Annotated in this window: 10 protein-coding genes; all 10 read right to left on the reverse strand. The window is 74.7% G+C overall.

Annotated elements, in window-relative coordinates; genetic code table 11:
- Nucleotides 1-18 precede the first annotated feature (18 nt).
- The 10 genes from qhpG to AB0H12_RS24555 all read right to left on the reverse strand — a co-directional run bounded on the left by qhpG (nt 19) and on the right by AB0H12_RS24555 (nt 15,275).
- The gene (gene qhpG / locus AB0H12_RS24510) at nt 19-1,362 is read right to left on the reverse strand and encodes a flavin-dependent monooxygenase QhpG (protein ID WP_499625566.1); all 1,344 of its coding nucleotides are present in this window, start codon (nt 1,360-1,362) and stop codon (nt 19-21) included.
- Nucleotides 1,359-2,690: an SPASM domain-containing protein gene (locus AB0H12_RS24515; protein ID WP_499625567.1), complete on the reverse strand. Its 1,332-nt coding sequence runs from the start codon at nt 2,688-2,690 to the stop codon at nt 1,359-1,361. The genes qhpG and AB0H12_RS24515 overlap by 4 nt, the downstream gene beginning before the upstream one ends.
- The gene (locus AB0H12_RS24520; RefSeq protein ID WP_499625569.1) at nt 2,687-3,553 is read right to left on the reverse strand and encodes a hypothetical protein; all 867 of its coding nucleotides are present in this window, start codon (nt 3,551-3,553) and stop codon (nt 2,687-2,689) included. Before AB0H12_RS24520 ends, AB0H12_RS24515 begins: the two co-directional genes overlap by 4 nt.
- Nucleotides 3,550-4,941, reverse strand: coding sequence for a hypothetical protein (locus tag AB0H12_RS24525; protein WP_499625571.1), 1,392 nt, complete (start codon nt 4,939-4,941; stop codon nt 3,550-3,552). Before AB0H12_RS24525 ends, AB0H12_RS24520 begins: the two co-directional genes overlap by 4 nt.
- Nucleotides 4,938-6,365 (reverse strand): ferritin-like domain-containing protein, encoded by a 1,428-nt coding sequence (locus tag AB0H12_RS24530; protein WP_499625572.1) that lies wholly within the window; start codon nt 6,363-6,365, stop codon nt 4,938-4,940. Before AB0H12_RS24530 ends, AB0H12_RS24525 begins: the two co-directional genes overlap by 4 nt.
- 235 nt (nt 6,366-6,600) lie before the next feature.
- Nucleotides 6,601-6,978, reverse strand: a complete 378-nt coding sequence (locus AB0H12_RS24535) for a hypothetical protein (protein WP_499625574.1) — start codon at nt 6,976-6,978, stop codon at nt 6,601-6,603.
- A complete protein-coding gene (locus AB0H12_RS24540) occupies nt 6,975-9,341 on the reverse strand; it encodes a CHAT domain-containing protein (RefSeq protein ID WP_499625576.1) in 2,367 nt (788 codons plus the stop codon). Before AB0H12_RS24540 ends, AB0H12_RS24535 begins: the two co-directional genes overlap by 4 nt.
- A gap of 103 nt (nt 9,342-9,444) precedes the next feature.
- Complete coding sequence (locus tag AB0H12_RS24545) at nt 9,445-12,228, reverse strand: helix-turn-helix transcriptional regulator (RefSeq protein WP_499625578.1); 2,784 nt, start codon at nt 12,226-12,228, stop codon at nt 9,445-9,447.
- A gap of 81 nt (nt 12,229-12,309) precedes the next feature.
- On the reverse strand, nt 12,310-12,705 hold the full coding sequence (locus AB0H12_RS24550; RefSeq protein WP_499625580.1) for a hypothetical protein: 396 nt from the start codon (nt 12,703-12,705) through the stop codon (nt 12,310-12,312).
- 446 nt (nt 12,706-13,151) lie between these two features.
- Nucleotides 13,152-15,275 carry an ATP-binding protein gene (locus tag AB0H12_RS24555; protein WP_499625582.1) on the reverse strand — a complete coding sequence of 708 codons (2,124 nt, stop codon included), beginning with the start codon at nt 15,273-15,275 and terminating at the stop codon, nt 13,152-13,154.
- Nucleotides 15,276-15,323 lie beyond the last annotated feature (48 nt).

A 15,323-nucleotide genomic window follows, 5' to 3' on the forward strand; every position in this document is an offset into this window, starting at 1 on the left:
TGGAGCGAATGACGGAATTCATGCCATCACCAGCAGGCCCTGGTCGAACAGCCACTTCGCCGTCTCCTCGGCCCGGTGCGGTGGCAGGTGGGCGGACCAGGCGCGCAGCAGGTCGGCCAGGGAGCGGGCGCGGTCCAGGTAGTCGAGCAGCGGGGCGAGTTCGGTGTCGGCGACGTGGGCGACCGGCGAGGACAGCGCGGGGTGGGTGAGGGCGCGGCGCATGGTGACGATGTCGCCGACCGGGCACGGAGTCGGCACGACGACGGCGTCGGCGGACAGGCGCACGGGTCGGTGCAGGTCGTCGGGGGTGAGCTGGCGGGGCGGCCGGGCGGCGGGTGGTGGCGCGGCTCGCCGACGCCAGAACGGTTCGTCGCGGTGGGGCTGGTGGCGGTCGTAGTGGGCGGCGGTCCAGGTGGCGTGGCGGGCCGCGGTCCGGTCGCGGCTGTCGCGGTAGAAGGCGAGGGCGGCGGCGCGGTCGCCGTCGGTGAGGATCGTGTGCACGGTGACGGCGGCGGCCATGGCGCTGTGCAGCGCGCTGTCCACACCTGACGACGTCAGCGGGTCGAGGGTGAAGGCGGCTTCGCCGACCTTGACGCAGTCCTCGGTGACGGGGTCGTCGTCGCGGTACGCGGTGGCGTCGCACACCGCCACTTCCCGGACGCGCGGGCGATCGGCGAACAGGCCCGTGGTGTCGAGCAGGTGGTGGTAGAGGCGTGCCACGTCGAAGGCGTGCCGGCGCAGCAGGTCGGGGTCGACGAACGCCATCGCGCGGAACGCGCCGTCGGGCAGGGGCGCGCCCCAGCACCACGCCTGCGGCCCCGTGCCGATCCGGGTCGGGCCGGCGCCCGGCCAGGCGGCGTGCAGGGCGAGGGTCCGGGAGCCGGTGGCGGTGGTCGTGCCGCCGGAGACGCGGTGGCGTCCACTGGCGTCCACCAGGAACCGGGCTCGCAGCACGTCGTGGCGCAGCGGGACGTCCCAGCCGGCCGCGGCGCGGCGGGGCCGTCCGGCGCGGGAGGGTTGCCGGACGGACGCACCGGCGGCGCGTGCGGCGGCGAGGAGGGCGTGGTCGAACCGCCCCCGGTCGACGGTGACCGCACGGGGATCGGGCGCGACCAGCCGCGTGGTCGTGTCCTCCCAGCGGGCGAGGGTGCCCTGGGAGGGCAGGGAACCGTCCAAGGCGTCGGGCAGGCCGAGGACGTCGAGCAACGGCCGGACGCCGGGCGACAGCGCCTCGCCCACGTGCGGGCGGGGGAACGGACGGCGTTCCAGCAGCACGACGCGGTGGCCGAGGCGGGCCAGCCGCAGGGCGCACACCGAGCCGGCCGGGCCGCCGCCGACCACGCAGACGTCCCAGGCCGTCATCCGGCGAAGTAGTCGGGGCGGGCCGCGAGCAGGCGGCTGTAGACCGACAGGCAGTGGTGCAGCCAGCCCCGGATGTAGTCGCACGCCGGCCGGCCGCGGCGGATCACCTCGTGGTGGCAGCCGCCGCCGCACAGGTACCTGGCCCAGCAGCCGTTGCACGGTTCCTGCCGGTGCACGTGGCGGTCGGTCAACCACCGGGCGCGCTTGGCGTCGTCCACGCCGGTGGTCAGGTCGCCCATCGCGCCGTCCTCGTCGCCGACGAACCGGTGGCACGCCGCCAGGTCCCCGTCGGCCGACACGCCCAGGTAACCCGCGCCCGCGCCGCACGGGTAGGGCCGGTGCGTGCCGCGGTGGATCTCGCGCAGCGCGGTGACCAGGTTGGTGAACGGGTAGCGCTGCCCGGCGAGCACCCGGCGGACGAACTCCTCGCCGCACGCGGTCATCTGCTCCAGCATCACCTGAAGGTCCCGCGACGCCATCTCGCCGTGCCCGGTGGGCGAGCTGAGCATGGGTGAGAAGCCGACGCCGTGGAAGCCGGCGGCGGTGAACTCCTCCAGCGTGCGCGGCAGGTCGAGGTTGAGCGGCGTGACCGTGACGCGCGCCGAGACCTGCATCCGGCGTTGCGCCGCCAGCAGGGGCGCGACCCGGTCCATGACGCGCCGGTAGCTGCCGCGCCCGTCGCGGTGCGGTCGCAGCAGGTCGTGCCGCGCGCCGACGCCGTCGAGGCTGACCGTGACCGCGAAGCCGTGCGCCTCGAAGAACTCGCCGTCCTCAGGCGTGAGCAGCGTGCCGTTGGTGGTGATGGAGAACGTGACCGGGATCCCGGTCCGCCGCGACACCGCGACGGCGTGCTCGGTCGCGGAACGCACGACCGGTCGGTTGATCATCGGCTCGCCGCCGAGGAACGCGAGGTTGACGCGTTCGCCGGGAGCGGCGTCGCGGAACAGGGTGTCCACGGCGGCGAACGCGGTCGCCTCCGGCATGTTCTTGGCCGGACCGCCGAAGTCGCCCTGCTGGGCGTAGCAGTAGGTGCAGCCGAGGTTGCACTTCTGGGCGACGGCCAGCGACAGCGCCCGCACCGGCGGCGGGTCGGGCGCGAGGTCGTCGACCTGGCGCGGCGCGTCGAGGCCGAGGTCGGCCAGGAGCGCGTCCATCACCCGTGCGTCGGGATCACGGCGGGCGGCGTCGATCCGGTCGTAGAGGGCCTGGCCGACGCCGAACAGGCGGCTGCCGTCGGCGATGAGCACGCGTGGCCCCGCGTCGGTGCGGAGCAGGTGGACGTCGGGGTGGACGGGGGCGGACGCCTCGAACAGCCGGCTCGCGGTCATCGGGCCTCCGGGTCGTCGTCGCGGTGTTCGGGCGCGTCGTCGCCGCCCACGATGAACCGCAGCTCGCCCTGCCAGTCCCGGAACAGGTCGTCGTAGCTGACCAGCCGGGAGTCGTCGCGGCTGTCGAGCACGTACTCGCGGGGCTCGCGGTCCTTGGCGAACCAGTGGTTGCCGGTGCTGGTGCCCGCGTCGGTGTCCTCGACGTTGACGTAGTCCGGTCGGCTGGCGGCCCAGTAGTAGCAGGCGCACTCGCGGTAGTCGTTCTGCCAGGGCGAGCACAGGCCGCGGGTCAGGTCGCCGGGTCCGGCCATCTCCTCGGCGATCACGGCCAGGTTGCCACCGGTCGCCGCGCTCTCCGCGAACAGCCCCCTGACTTGCAGGTGCACCACCTCGAAGCGCGGGTCGGGCAGGCTCGGCGGCTTGCCGACCGGCTTCGGCGCCGGGCCGCTGGTGAACAGGCACGGCACGGTCCGCCCGACGTGGTCGGCCAGCACGTCGGCCAGGGAGTTGGACCACTCCAGCATCGTCACGCCGTCGGGGTTGTCCGCCGAGGTCAGCCGGGACGACCCGCTGCCGGGACGGGTCGGGCCGACGAGGGCGCCGATGACGTCGTGGTCGCCGACGGACAGCAGGCGGCGGCCGACCAGGCGCTCGTGCTCGGGGTCGGCGGCCACGACGTAGTTGTCGGACTCGTGCAGCTCGATGCCGACCAGGAGCCTGCGCCAGATGTTGCGGATGTCGAACTCCAGGCCGGGGAACGCGTTCGAGATCGCCGAGTTCGGCAACGTGCTCGGCGGGTTGCCCGCGGCGTTGTAGTGCAGCTGCGCGGTGAGGTTCATCGGGTCGATCCGGTCGTCGCTCATCGCGGTCCTCCGGTCTCTTCGCCTGCCTGCCGGAAGATCGCCTGCCGGGCGGCCAGGCGGACGAGGTCCACCTGGCGGCGGGTGAGGGCCAGCGACCGGCCGTCCGCGCCGCGCATGAGCGCCGGCATCTTGCGCCTGCCCTTGGCGGTGAGGTCGCCGACCTCGTCGTGGTCGCGCAGCACGTCGGCGAACCACGGCGCGGTGCCGCTGCGCAGGGCGGCGAGCACGTTCTGGTGCAGCGCCAGGACCGCGGCGGAGTCCACCAGGGACGGCGCCATGATCGGCTCGAAGAGCCGGCCGGTGTCGGCCGTGTCCTGCCGCACCATGGTGCTGGCGGCGTCGACCCGGCCGTCCACGGTGTTGCCGTTCATCACCTCGGTGTTCATCAGCCGCACCGTCTCCGTGGCGCGGCGGAGCACTTCCTCGGCCACGGCGCGGGCCTGCTCCAGGGTGTCCCGATCGGTCGCGGCCGGGCCGTGCAACGCCTGGTCGAGCTCGTCGGCGACCGTGCGGATCGGGATGACGTCCGGCGCGTACGCGGGCGGGCCCGCGCCGATGCGGCCGAACGCGGTCAGCTCCCGGCCCGACACCTCGAGCGCGACGTGGACCAGGCCGTCGCACTCGTCGTCCAGGTAGCCCCGGCTGACCCAGGCGCCGTCCGGGCCGTCGTCGCCGGCGTAGATCTGCGCCGGGATCGTCAGCCGCGGGTCGCCCGGCTGGTCGGCGTGGCCGCGCCACTTGCCCCTGGTGGCGTCGTAGAGGAAGTCGACGACGTTCGGGTCCGGGTCGGTGGGGCGGTCGGTGTACGCGGAGCCGTAGACGTGGCCGGCGGCGGGCGTGAAGCGCAACCGGATGCCGGGGAACTCCGGCGTCGGCTTGAGGTAGCGGGCGTGGCCCAGCGGCAGGAACCTGTCGTCGAGGAAGTTGCCGCACAGGCCCATCAGCTCGTGCGAGACGTGGTCGCTGAACCACTCGGTGTCGGCGTCGATCCGGTCGTTGTCGTCGTAGGTGCGGCGTTGGATCTTGTGGTTGCCGACCTGGACGCGCCACCGCACGTCCTCGGGCGTGAGGTCGTTGTCCTGCAACAGGTCGACGGTCAGGGGCTGGAGCACGTCGTCCCCGGTGAGCGCCCAGACCTCGAGGAACGGCGCGACCGGCCGGACCTTGCCGTGCCCGTCGGTGAACCGGAGCACCGCGGGGGTGTCGGCGGCGGTGATCGCGCCGGAGCCGGGGTCGACGCGGAACGTCGGCGCGGGGCGCAGCCGTCGTGGCCCCAGCGGCTCGGCCGGGTCGGTCTCGGCGGTGTAGTTGTCCATCGGCTCGGCGGCCCCGCCGAGCCGTGCGACGGCCAGCGGGGGCAGGACGCGCAGTTCCCGGATCGTCGTCATCGCGTGCACCCCTTGCGGCTGAGGATGTGTTCGATCTGCGCCAGCGCCCGCCGGTCGGACTCGCGCAGCGCCACCAGGTAGGGGTCTTCCGCGCCGGCCGGGTCGGTGCTGCGCAGCTGGTCGGTGAGCAGCTGGGACGCCTGCACGAGGTCCCGTTGCAACAGCCAGCGGTCGTGGTCGTGGTGTGGCAGTTCGAGGCTGTACGGCATCTCGAACGGCGGCCCGGCCAGCAGGCCGCCCGGCACGTCCTCCTCCAGGGGCAGCTGCACCAGGCGTCCGGCCAGGGCGCGCAGGTTGTACATCTCCGCGAACGCCCGGTGCACCAGCGCGCCGCGCCCGGTGAGCACGCCGCCGTTGTCCACCGGACCCGACAGCAGGAACGCGTGGGAGATGTCGGTGAGCAGCATCCGGTAGCGGAGGTTGAACAGGTGGCCCCACAGCGCCGTGACCGGGTTCGTGATCGGGTTGGTCGTCACCTCGGCGGCGGCGTACCCGACCGGCTCCGACTCGTTGAGCCGGTGCGCGGTCACCGGGTTCTGCGCGATCGGGCGGGACACCAGTTCCTGCTGGTCCTCGGGCAGCGCCGTCAGCGCCCGGTAGATGCCGAGGAACCGGTTGAAGTGGGACGTCTCGTCCTGCTCGTCGGCGTCCGGCGCCTCGCCCTGCTCGCCGATCTCGTGCAGCGCCTCGCGCGCCGAGTCCCGCGAGAACACGCCGAAGACCAGCAGTTCGGGCGACTTGACGTCCGGCACGTTCCCGGAGTCCTGCCCGCGCTCACCGCGGGTGTACCCGCGACCCCACTCGTCCCACGACGCCTGGTACGGCAGCGTGTCCGCGCGGAACAGCTCGTCCGGGAGGAAGTCCTTGTTCTTCAGGATCGCGTCGACCCGCCCGTAGAGCGCGCCGACCCGGTTGACGTAGTCGCCCGACGCCTTGGCGGCCCGCTCCTTGATGGCCGTGGCCTCGGGGCCGGACCAGGTGCTCGGGCTCTCCGCGACCACGTACTTGGCGAGCGAGTCGGCCGTCAGCGGTTGGAGGTTGAACGCGAACGGGTAGAAGTCCGAGCCCCACGGGTAGTCCTCGCGGTCGAGGTTGATCGGGCCGCCCAGCACCGTGAGCAGGTTCTGCACGGTGACTAGGTGGCCCATCTCCTCCTTCGCGATGCCGAGGACGACCTCCTGCCACCCGCGCACGTCGTCGCGCAGCCCGGCGGGCACCTGTGGTCCGCCCATCGAGTACGCGGCGAAGAGGTACTGCACCATCAGCGAGTGCTCGATCTCGGCCGCGACGTGCAGCAGCATGACGGTGTAGTCGCGCCAGTTGAACTCCGGCGGCAGGACCGGGCGCTCCTCCTCCGCGTCGAGCGGCCCGGCCACCGACAGGACCGCCATGGCCGGCGCCCGGTCCTCGAAGAGCTCCGGCACCACGGAAGCGAGATGCCTGTGCACCCTCGACCGCATGTCCTACCCCCGTTTCCCCGCCCGACTGTGTGGCGCACGGGCGAGCGTGCCGGCGTCCGGGGACCCGACGCCCTGGTCACGGCCAATGTCAGCCGGGCCGGTGAAACCCGTCATACGGTCGGGTCGCCCGTGCTGACGGACCGTCGCCGGTGACCTCGGTCGCCGCCACGGTCGGGCGACGTCCGTGACCGGTCGGTGGTCAGCCGGGGCGGCGGCGCTGGGCCGGCGACATGGCCACGCCGGAGTCCCGCGCGTCCGGGAGCTTCTCCTCGTCCTCGGCGAGGCGCAGCCTGCGCCCGTCGAGGAACCAGTCGACGGTGAACTTCTTCGACACCGCGACCAGCGTGAACAGCACCAGCAGGTAGGTGGCGAACCCGACGAGCAGGCCGATGCCGTACGCGCCGAACAGGCGGCTGCCGGCGGGGAACAGGGCGAGCACCGCGCCGCCGCCGATGACGGCGACCAGCGCGCCGAGGTCGGCCAGCCGCACGCGGTCGGTCCGGTAGCGGTTGACGAAGTACAGGTTCCAGCCGAGCACGGCGCCGAACGCCGCCGCACCCCACAGCTCCATGGTCATGGTCGTCCCCTCACGCGTTCCCGGCTCGGCACCAGGTTCAGGTCGGCAGGCGCCAAGGCGGTGTAGGCCAGGCCCAACGCGCTGCCGTCACGCAGGACCGCGCGCCGCGCCGCCGTCATCGCCTGCCCGACGGTGTGGCCGTCGCCGAGCAGCGCGGGCAGCAGGGTGTCGGCGAACCGGCAGGCCAGGCCCTCCCGGACGTCGACCTCCGTGCCGACGACGCCCGCCGCGCCGGCCCACAACAGCCGCGGCGTGAGCGGGAACGCGTGGTCCGCGCCGGGCGCGACGGTGCTGCAACCGTTGAGCAGGACCAGCGGCATCGACTGCCACCGCCCGCCGAAGTCGTCGTCGAACTCGGCCGCGGTGAGCCACTCGCCGTCGCCGATCTCGACGTAGCCGAGGCCTCGGTCGTTCACGCCACCGTGGCAGTACAGGTAGATGACGCTCGGCGCCACGGTGCGCAGGTGCTGGAGGAACGCCTCGCGGCGGTTGCTCTCGATCACCTGGACGTGCGGCAGGACGTGCCGCAGTCCTCGCAGGTGGGAGCGCTGGGCGACGAACTGCGGGTCGTCCGCCCGGCCGAGCACCACGACGGGCGGCTCGACCGGCGCCGCGGGGTGGTCGGGCACCGGGACGCGGGGGTCGAAGGTCATCGGGTTGCCGATCGCGAACCGGAAGCCCCAGAACCCGGCCGGGCAGACGACGTCGGGCGATCCGGTCGCGCACCCACCTCGCGCGCACCGGGGCGGGTCCGTGCCGTCGAGGTCGGCGAAGTACGCCTCGCACAGCCGGTACTCGTGGGGATCGAGCCGATCGAGCGGGAAGTCGTAGATCATCGCCGCGGGCAGCCACTCGTCGCTGCTGTCGGGGTGCACGACCTGCACGTGCGCCGCCGTGGCCCGCAGCTCGCGCCACGGCGCCCTGGGCTGCCTGGTGCGGGCCAGGGCGAGGTCCACATCGGTCTGGAAGCGCACGTACACGTCACGTCCGTGCACGGCGGCCTCGCCGAGCAGCGCCGGCAGCAACTGCCGGTCCCAGCCGGCGTCGTTCATCGACCGGTAGATCGCGCGGGCGCCCTCCTGGAAGCGGGCCACGGTGCGCTCGGCGATCCGGGTCGCGACGGACGCGCCGGTGCCGCCGAAGTGCACGTAGAGCCCGTGTTGGTCCGGGCTGTCGTGGTTGACCACGATGCTCAGCGCGTGCGGGCGACCGGTGGCCACGACCGCCGGGTCGAGGCTGAAGCTGCGCACGTAGTCCCGCACCGCCGACCAGCCACGGCCGTCGGCCACCACCAGGAACGACTGCAGCAGCGCGCCCCGGTGGTAGAGGTTGCAGCGCAGCCGCAGCGTGCCGGTGTCGGGCGCGGTGAAGCGGAACGCCTGCGGTGGCACGGGTTGCCGGTCGACGAGCAGGTCGCGCGTCGGCGGGTCGCGCAGCGCGCCGGACTGGTCGAACACGGCCGCCCGCAGGGGCGTCCGGCCTCGTCCCGAGGTGTGCAGCGCGCCGATGTCCAGCCAGAGGACGTAGGCGCGGCCCGGTCGCAACGGCTGGTCCGCGGGCCACGGGCGGCGCGGTCCCGGCCGGTCCGGGGCCAGCCACACGCGCACCGGCCGCGCCCCGGGCGGGCCGCTCAGCGGCGGGCCGCGGGCCTGCAGCAGGGCCAGCACGAAGATGCCGATGGTCGCGGCCAGCAGTGCGGGCAACAGCCAGTCGCGACCGGAGAACGCCGTGCTCGCCGACGGCGGCATCCCGACCGCGGGCGGCGGGGCCGGGTCGCTGGTGGAGGGTCCCGGGGTGCCGTCGGCGGTCGTGGTCACCGCCTCCCCGGACGGCGAGGTCGGTGACACCGACACCGACACCAGCGCCGACGACGAAGGCGAAGACGGCTGCGGCCGCGACGAGGACGACCGCGGGACCGATGGCGATGACGACGACAACGACGACGAGGACAACGACGGCGATGACGATGACGACAGTGGCGTGGTCGGCGACATGACCGGCGCGACCACCTCGACCGTCGCCAACTCGGCCCCGGTGGACGGCTGCCGGAACGCCGACGGCAGCAGGCAGCCGTCGCACCAGACCGTGGCCGTGCCGAGCGGCGCGTCCAGCGGGACGGTCAGCGACACGACCAGGGGCGCCACCTTCCCGGGCTCGCGGGTGCGGCAGCTGCCGGCGGGGAGCTCGCCCAGGTACACCCGGCAGGTCTCGGGCACGTGCCACGTGCCCGTGGTGATCCAGTCGTAGCTCGTGCCCCGGACGACTTCCTTCGGCTGTGCCACCGCCACCGCCACCGCCGCCGGCGCCGCGACGAGCAGCAAGCCGGCGGTGAGCAGCACCGAGAAGGCACGACGCCCGGACATGGCCCCCCTTTGCGGATCCGCGCGATTCGACGAGCGTGGCGACGGCGGCGGCGGACGGCATCGGGGCAACCCCTGATCCGACACCCCGAACGTTGCGCTCCGGTCAGTCCAGGTCGCGCAGCGCGACGGCCGCCGCCGTCCGGCTCAGCACGCCGAGCTTGGCCAGCACGTGCGTCACGTGCGTCTCGACCGTCTTGAGGCTGATCACCAGCTCGTCGGCGATCTGGCGGTTGGTCCGGCCGGTCGCGAGCAGCCTGGCGACGTCGAGCTCCCGCGCGGTCAGCCCCTGCCGCCCCCGGCGTCGGGCGGCCTCGAACGACGGGAGCCGCCTGCCGAGCTTGCGCAGCTCGGCGACGGCCTGGGCGTGCAGCCGGCGGGCGCCGCAGGCCAGGAACTCCTCCGCCGCACCGCGGAGTGCCGCCACCGCGTCGTCACGGCGCCCCGACCGGGCGAGCAGGGCACCCGCCAACAACCGGCTCTCGGCGGCGTCCACGCGTGCGCCGCACTCCTCGAACGCCAGCGCGGCTGCTTCGGCCAACGCCAGCGCGTGGTCCGGGTCGTCGGTGACGTGCGCGGCGGTCAGGCGGGCGACGGCGCGGTGCACGGGGAAGCCGGCCGCGAACGCCCCGACCTCCTCCGCCCACCGCTTCGCCCGGTCGACGCGCCCGTGTGCGAGTTCGGCCGCGGCCAGGAACGCGTACCACAGGGGTTTGCTGAACGGGTCGACCCGCGACAGCGCCGGGCCACCGCCCGCGTCGAGGACGGCGTCGGCGACGTCCGCCGAGGGATCCGCCGCCAACGTCGCCATGCCGTCGAGCAGCCGGGCGATCGTGCGCCACCACCCGACGTCGTGCCCGGCGGCGACCGCGGCGGCCCCCGACCGGGTGGCGAGGTCGAGGTCGCCGACGAGCAGCGCGATCCAGCACCGCGTGCCGTGCGCCATGGCGCTCAGCTCGCCGCTGCCCGAGAGGACCGCCGCCTCCACCGCGTCCTCGGCGCAATCCAGGGCCTCGGTCAGCCGGCCCTGCCGGCGCAGCGCGCACGCGCGGGCGGCCAGCAGGTGGGTGAGCAGGTGCACCTGGCCCGTGCACCTGGCCAGCCGGAGGCCGCGGTCGAGGTGCCGCAACGCCTCGCCCCACCGCTGGTGGTGCAGCTCGCCCCACCCCAGCCAGACCAGCGCGTCCACCCTGTCGGTCAGCGCCTCGTCGGTCAGGGCGTCCACCGCGCGTGCGGCTTCGGCCGCGCACCGGCCCATGGCCTCCTCGTCACCGGTCAGGAACGCCGCCAGGGCGGACATGCCCCGTGCGGTGGCGATCACGGGCCCGTCACCGAGGTCGACGGCCTCCCGCACGACCAGGTCGACCAGGGCCGCGCCGTCCGCGTCGAACGTGCCCGCCATGAGTGACGTGGCGGCCAGTTCCAGCCGCAGCGCCACCGCTTCGCGGCGGTCGTCCGGGCCGAGTCGGACCAGTTCGTCGGTGAGGAGTTCGCGTGCTGCGGCGTGGTGCCCGAGCAGGCGAGCGGCGGTCGCCGCCGGCACCACCGCCCGGACGCGGTCGGCCACCGGTCCGGTCCGCAGCTCGCGGACCGCGCTCGTGGCGACCTCACGGCCTTCGTCCAGCCGCCCGGCGCGCACGAGCGCTTCGGCGAGCCGCACGGTCAGCCCGTGGGTCGACCCGTTCGCGGGCAGCAGCCGCAACGCGGCCCTCAGCCAGTGGGCGGCGATCGCCGGCGACCCGGCCGACGCCTGTGCCGCGGCTGCCACCAAGGTGTCGACGGCGTCGTGATCGCCGAACCGCCCCGCCTGCTCGACGTGGTGGGCCCGGATCGCGAGCGGGCTGCCGCGCCGGTCGAGGACGGCCAGCGCCCGTTCGTGCGCGCCGAGCCGCCAGCCCGGCGCCGCGGCCTCGTAGACGACCTGCCGCACCAACGGGTGACGGAACCGGAACCGCCGGGGCCCTGCCGGGCGGACGAGGTCGCACCGGCACAACGCGTTCAGCGCGTCGAGCACGACCTGCTCGGGCAGGCCGCCGATCTCGGCCGTCAGCTCCGGCTCGAACGGGTCACCCGCCACGGCCGCCGCCCAGGCGACGACCCGCGTCGCCTCGTCGAGCACGTCCAGTTCCGCCCGCAGCGCCGCGCGGATCGTGGGCGGCAGGGGTGCGGCGCCCGCGGTCGGTTGCGCGGTCCCGACCAACGACTCCAGGTACAACGGGTTGCCGCCGCTCACCTCGTACACCGCCCGCCGCCACGACGGCCCACGACCGTGCCCGATCAGCTCCACGGCGTCCGCGAAGTCCAGCGGCCCCAGTTCCAGCCGATGCCCGACGCCCGCGCGGTGCGCGTCCGACAGCGACGCGTCGAGGTTGACCGGCAGCGGCACGGCCCGGTGGGCCAGCACCAGGACGAGCGGGCCGCGAGGTGGCCGGCGCACCAGGTGCGCCCAGCAGTCCAGGGAATCGGCGTCGGCCCACTGCGCGTCGTCCAGGCTCACCACCACGCCGCGGAAGCGGGTCGCCGACTCCAGCGCCTCCCGCACGACGCGGTGCCTGCGGTGCCGCTCGACGGCCCCGGTGTCGTCGCCGGGGTCGAGCGCGGCCCGGTCGGTGGGGGAGAGGGCCGCGAACTGCTTGCCGGCCAGTTCCTCCAGGAGTTCGGTCAGCGCGCCGCAGGGCACTTCCCGGTCGAACTCCGCGCCCCGGCTCGTCACCACCGCGAACCCCGCCGCGGCGGCCATGACGTGGAACGACTCCAGCAGCCGGGTCTTGCCGATGCCGGGCTCGCCGACGACCTGGAGGACCGCCGGACGTCCGCGCCGGGCGGCATCCAGCACCTCCGCCATCACCTGCCGTTCGGCGTCGCGCCCGACGAACACCTCCGCTGTCACGATCCGTGATTCGACCAGGTCAGCGCGGGGGAGTTGAGCGGCGGGGAGGCCGACCACCCGAAGGGGTGACCAGCGGCGGCGCTAACGGACGTCCGCGTCGGGCAGTGCCGCGGCGACCAGGCGTTCGAAGGTGGGGCCGGGGTCGGTCTCGTCGTGGCGGGCGACGCGGTGCAGGAGGTGGCCCTCGAAGCAGGCCGCGAGCGCGGTGGCGGCGCCCTGCGGGTCGCGCGCGCCGAGCCGGGCGAGCGCGACGACACCGATCGCCTCCATGGCCTCGCGCGCCCGGGACGGCGCCTCCCGCAGGCCGGGGGTGTGGCCCGGTTCCATGAAGAGGATCAACCGGGCGGCGGTGGCGGTGCGGGCGGGGCCCGTCAGGTGCTCGAACGCCTGGCACAGCGCGTCGACCAGCTCGGCGGGTGACGTGGGCGCGAAGGCGGTGTCGACCTGGGCCAGGTCGAGTTCGGCGAGCCTGCCCACGACCCCGGTCAGCAGGGCCTGACGGGTGCGGAAGCAGTTCGACGTCGAGCCCTTGGCCGGGCGCGCGCTCGACGCGGGCGCGGGTGAGGGCGCGCAGGCCTTGCGTGCCGACGAGTTCGCCTGGTCGGGCTGGGACCGCTGGGTGCGGCGCCGGCGGCGGTCACGGAATGGGCGGACTGGGCCGCGCCGGCCCGGTTCGGCGGGGTGGCGCTCGGCCGGCGGGTTCCTGGGTGGGTCGTCGAGCCGGTGGCGGAGGGCGGTCGATCGGCGGGCCGCGCGCCCGCTGGTCGGGGGACCGCCGGCTGACCGGTGGCAGCGGTCCGGCGGCTCGTGGTCGGGCGGGTCGCGCGCGGGAGGGCTCGGGTCGTCGGTGCCGGGGGATCGACGACCCGGGTCCGGGGGCCGGACCGGGCGCGCGCGGCGGCTGGCGCGGCCGGTCCGGCCGGTCAGGCGCCGTTCGCGCCCGCCGGCAACCCCGCCAACGCCATGACGTGCGCGGCACGCCGGTCCGGTCGCCAGAGCGTCAGTGGCGTGCTCTCCCGTTCGCGCCGCGGCCACGGGGCGGTGTCACCCGCGCCGAAAGGGCCGTGGTCCGCGGTGGACAGCATGACCCGGCGCACCCGGTCCACCGTGCCGTCCCGCGGCGGGTCCAGGGTGATGGACGCCGCGTGCGGCTTGCCGCCGCCCCAACTGGGCCGTCGGTCCAGCAGCACGGGCCGCGCCGACACCACCACCAGCAGCGGCACGGGGTGGTCGGAGTCCGCCAGGCACTCCACCGCGTCCAGCACCTCCTCCCCCGCCAGGTGCACGTCGCGCAGCAGCACCACCAGCGGCTGGTCGCGGGCGACCAGCTCCAGCAACCGCCGCCACGCCGGCAAGACCCCGGCGTCGGGCGCCGACCGGTCGAACAGCGGCAGCAGCCGGGTCGCCAGCACGTCCGCCTCGGCCCGACCCGCCGCGCACACCGCCGACGACAACCTCGCCCGCACGGTGTCCGGCCCGTCCTCCGGCCGCACGCCGCAGCAGCCGCGCAGCACGTCGGCCACCGCGCCCAGCGGCTCGCCGTCCACGACCCGGCCGTCCAGCACCCGCGCGCCGTCCACCCCACCGGTGAACCGGTCCAGGAACCCGTCCGGTTCACCCAGCACCGTCACCAGGTGCGGCGTCTCGCGGCGCAGGGTCCGGTCCAGCAGGCCGCGCACCACGGCCAGCTCGCTGTCGTGCTCGTCGGCGTGCCCACGACAACCGGTGACCTCCCACGCGCCGTCGGGTGTCTCCGTGCCGTGGAACGCCGTCCCGGTCAGCTCCCGGGTCCGCCGGCAGATCCACACCGCGCCTTCGGGCACGGACGACAGCACCTGGTGGCAGTGGTCCACCAGCGCGCCGTTGACCGTCGGCGGCGCGTCCGGCTCGGTCAGCACCAACGCCTCACCGGTCGCCACCGCGATGTGCACGGCGAGGTCGCGGCTCATCCCGTCGGCGAAGCAGTCCCGCAACGCCAAGGCCGCCCGCACGGCCCGCGTCTCGTCGTCGCCCTGCGCGTACGGCCCGCCGAACACCGCGAGCGACGCCGAGCCGATGGACGTGGCCACCGTGCCGCCCAGTTCCTCGATGCCCGAGCGCGCCATCGCGGTCGCCGCGGCCAGCGCGTGGTCCAGCACGGCCGGGTCGGCGTCGGTGGCGCAGCGGCGCGGCCGGACCCGCACCAACGCCACGGTCACGCGACGCCGTTGAGCGCCCGGCGACGTGCGGGGCGCCGGGATCGGCTCCACCGGCCGCAGGTGCCGGACCACGGCCCGCTCCCGTTCGACGGGCAGTGCCAGCGACGGGTCGTGCGTGAGGATGGCGTGCTGGAGCTTCTGCAGGGCGGGCCCCGGTTCCAGGCCGAGGTCGTCCACCAGGGACGTGCGCAGCCTGCTGTAGACGGCGAGGGCGTCGGCGTGCCGACCGCAGCGGTACAGCGCCAGCATCAGCTGCCCGCACGACCGCTCGCGCAGCCGTTCCGCCTCGACCACCGCCTCCAGCTCGCCCAGCACGGACTGGTGCCTGCCGCACGCCAGCTCGGCGTCGAAGTAGTCCTCCATCGCGTCGAGCCGGGCGTTCTCCACCACGGTCAGCTCGGGCCAGCAGATCCCGCTCTCCACGAGATCGGCCAACGCCGCGCCGCGCCACGTGGCCAACGCCTCCCGCAGCACCTTCGCCGCGACCTCGGGCCGGCCGTGCTCGGCTCGGCCCCGTTCGGCGAGCTCGTGGAACCGGAACAGGTCCACCCGCGCCTGGTCGACCTGCAGCACGTACCCGGGCGCCTGGGTGGACAGCCGGGGCGCGCCCGGCCCGTCGGTCGCCGACAGCGCGGCCCGCAGGCTCCACACCGCGTTCTGCAACATCTTCCGCGCCGAGGTGGGCGGATCCTCACCCGGCCACAGCGCGGACAGCAACTGGCTGGTCGGCACCACCTGGTTCGCCTTGAGCAGCAGGAAACCGAGTGTGGCGCGCTGCTTGATGCCGCCGAGCGAGATCGGTCGCCCGTCGTGCAGCACTTCCAGCGGACCCAGTAATCGGAACTCCATGGTTTCGTTCCCCCAGCTGTTGTCGGACCGGCCGGGGCGGGGGTGCCC

Origin of the sequence: Actinosynnema sp. NPDC023794 (genome assembly GCF_040639675.1) — a bacterium.
Classification (GTDB): Bacteria; Actinomycetota; Actinomycetes; order Mycobacteriales; family Pseudonocardiaceae; genus Actinosynnema; species Actinosynnema luteola.

Bases quoted from the DNA above. Each gene is read 5' to 3' on its own strand.
- qhpG (WP_499625566.1), bottom strand. From the start codon at position 1,362: ATGACGGCCTGGGACGTCTGCGTGGTCGGCGGCGGCCCGGCCGGCTCG.
- AB0H12_RS24515 (WP_499625567.1), bottom strand. From the start codon at position 2,690: ATGACCGCGAGCCGGCTGTTCGAGGCGTCCGCCCCCGTCCACCCCGAC.
- AB0H12_RS24520 (WP_499625569.1), bottom strand. From the start codon at position 3,553: ATGAGCGACGACCGGATCGACCCGATGAACCTCACCGCGCAGCTGCAC.
- AB0H12_RS24525 (WP_499625571.1), bottom strand. From the start codon at position 4,941: ATGACGACGATCCGGGAACTGCGCGTCCTGCCCCCGCTGGCCGTCGCA.
- AB0H12_RS24535 (WP_499625574.1), bottom strand. From the start codon at position 6,978: ATGACCATGGAGCTGTGGGGTGCGGCGGCGTTCGGCGCCGTGCTCGGC.
- AB0H12_RS24540 (WP_499625576.1), bottom strand. From the start codon at position 9,341: ATGTCCGGGCGTCGTGCCTTCTCGGTGCTGCTCACCGCCGGCTTGCTG.
- AB0H12_RS24555 (WP_499625582.1), bottom strand. From the start codon at position 15,275: ATGGAGTTCCGATTACTGGGTCCGCTGGAAGTGCTGCACGACGGGCGA.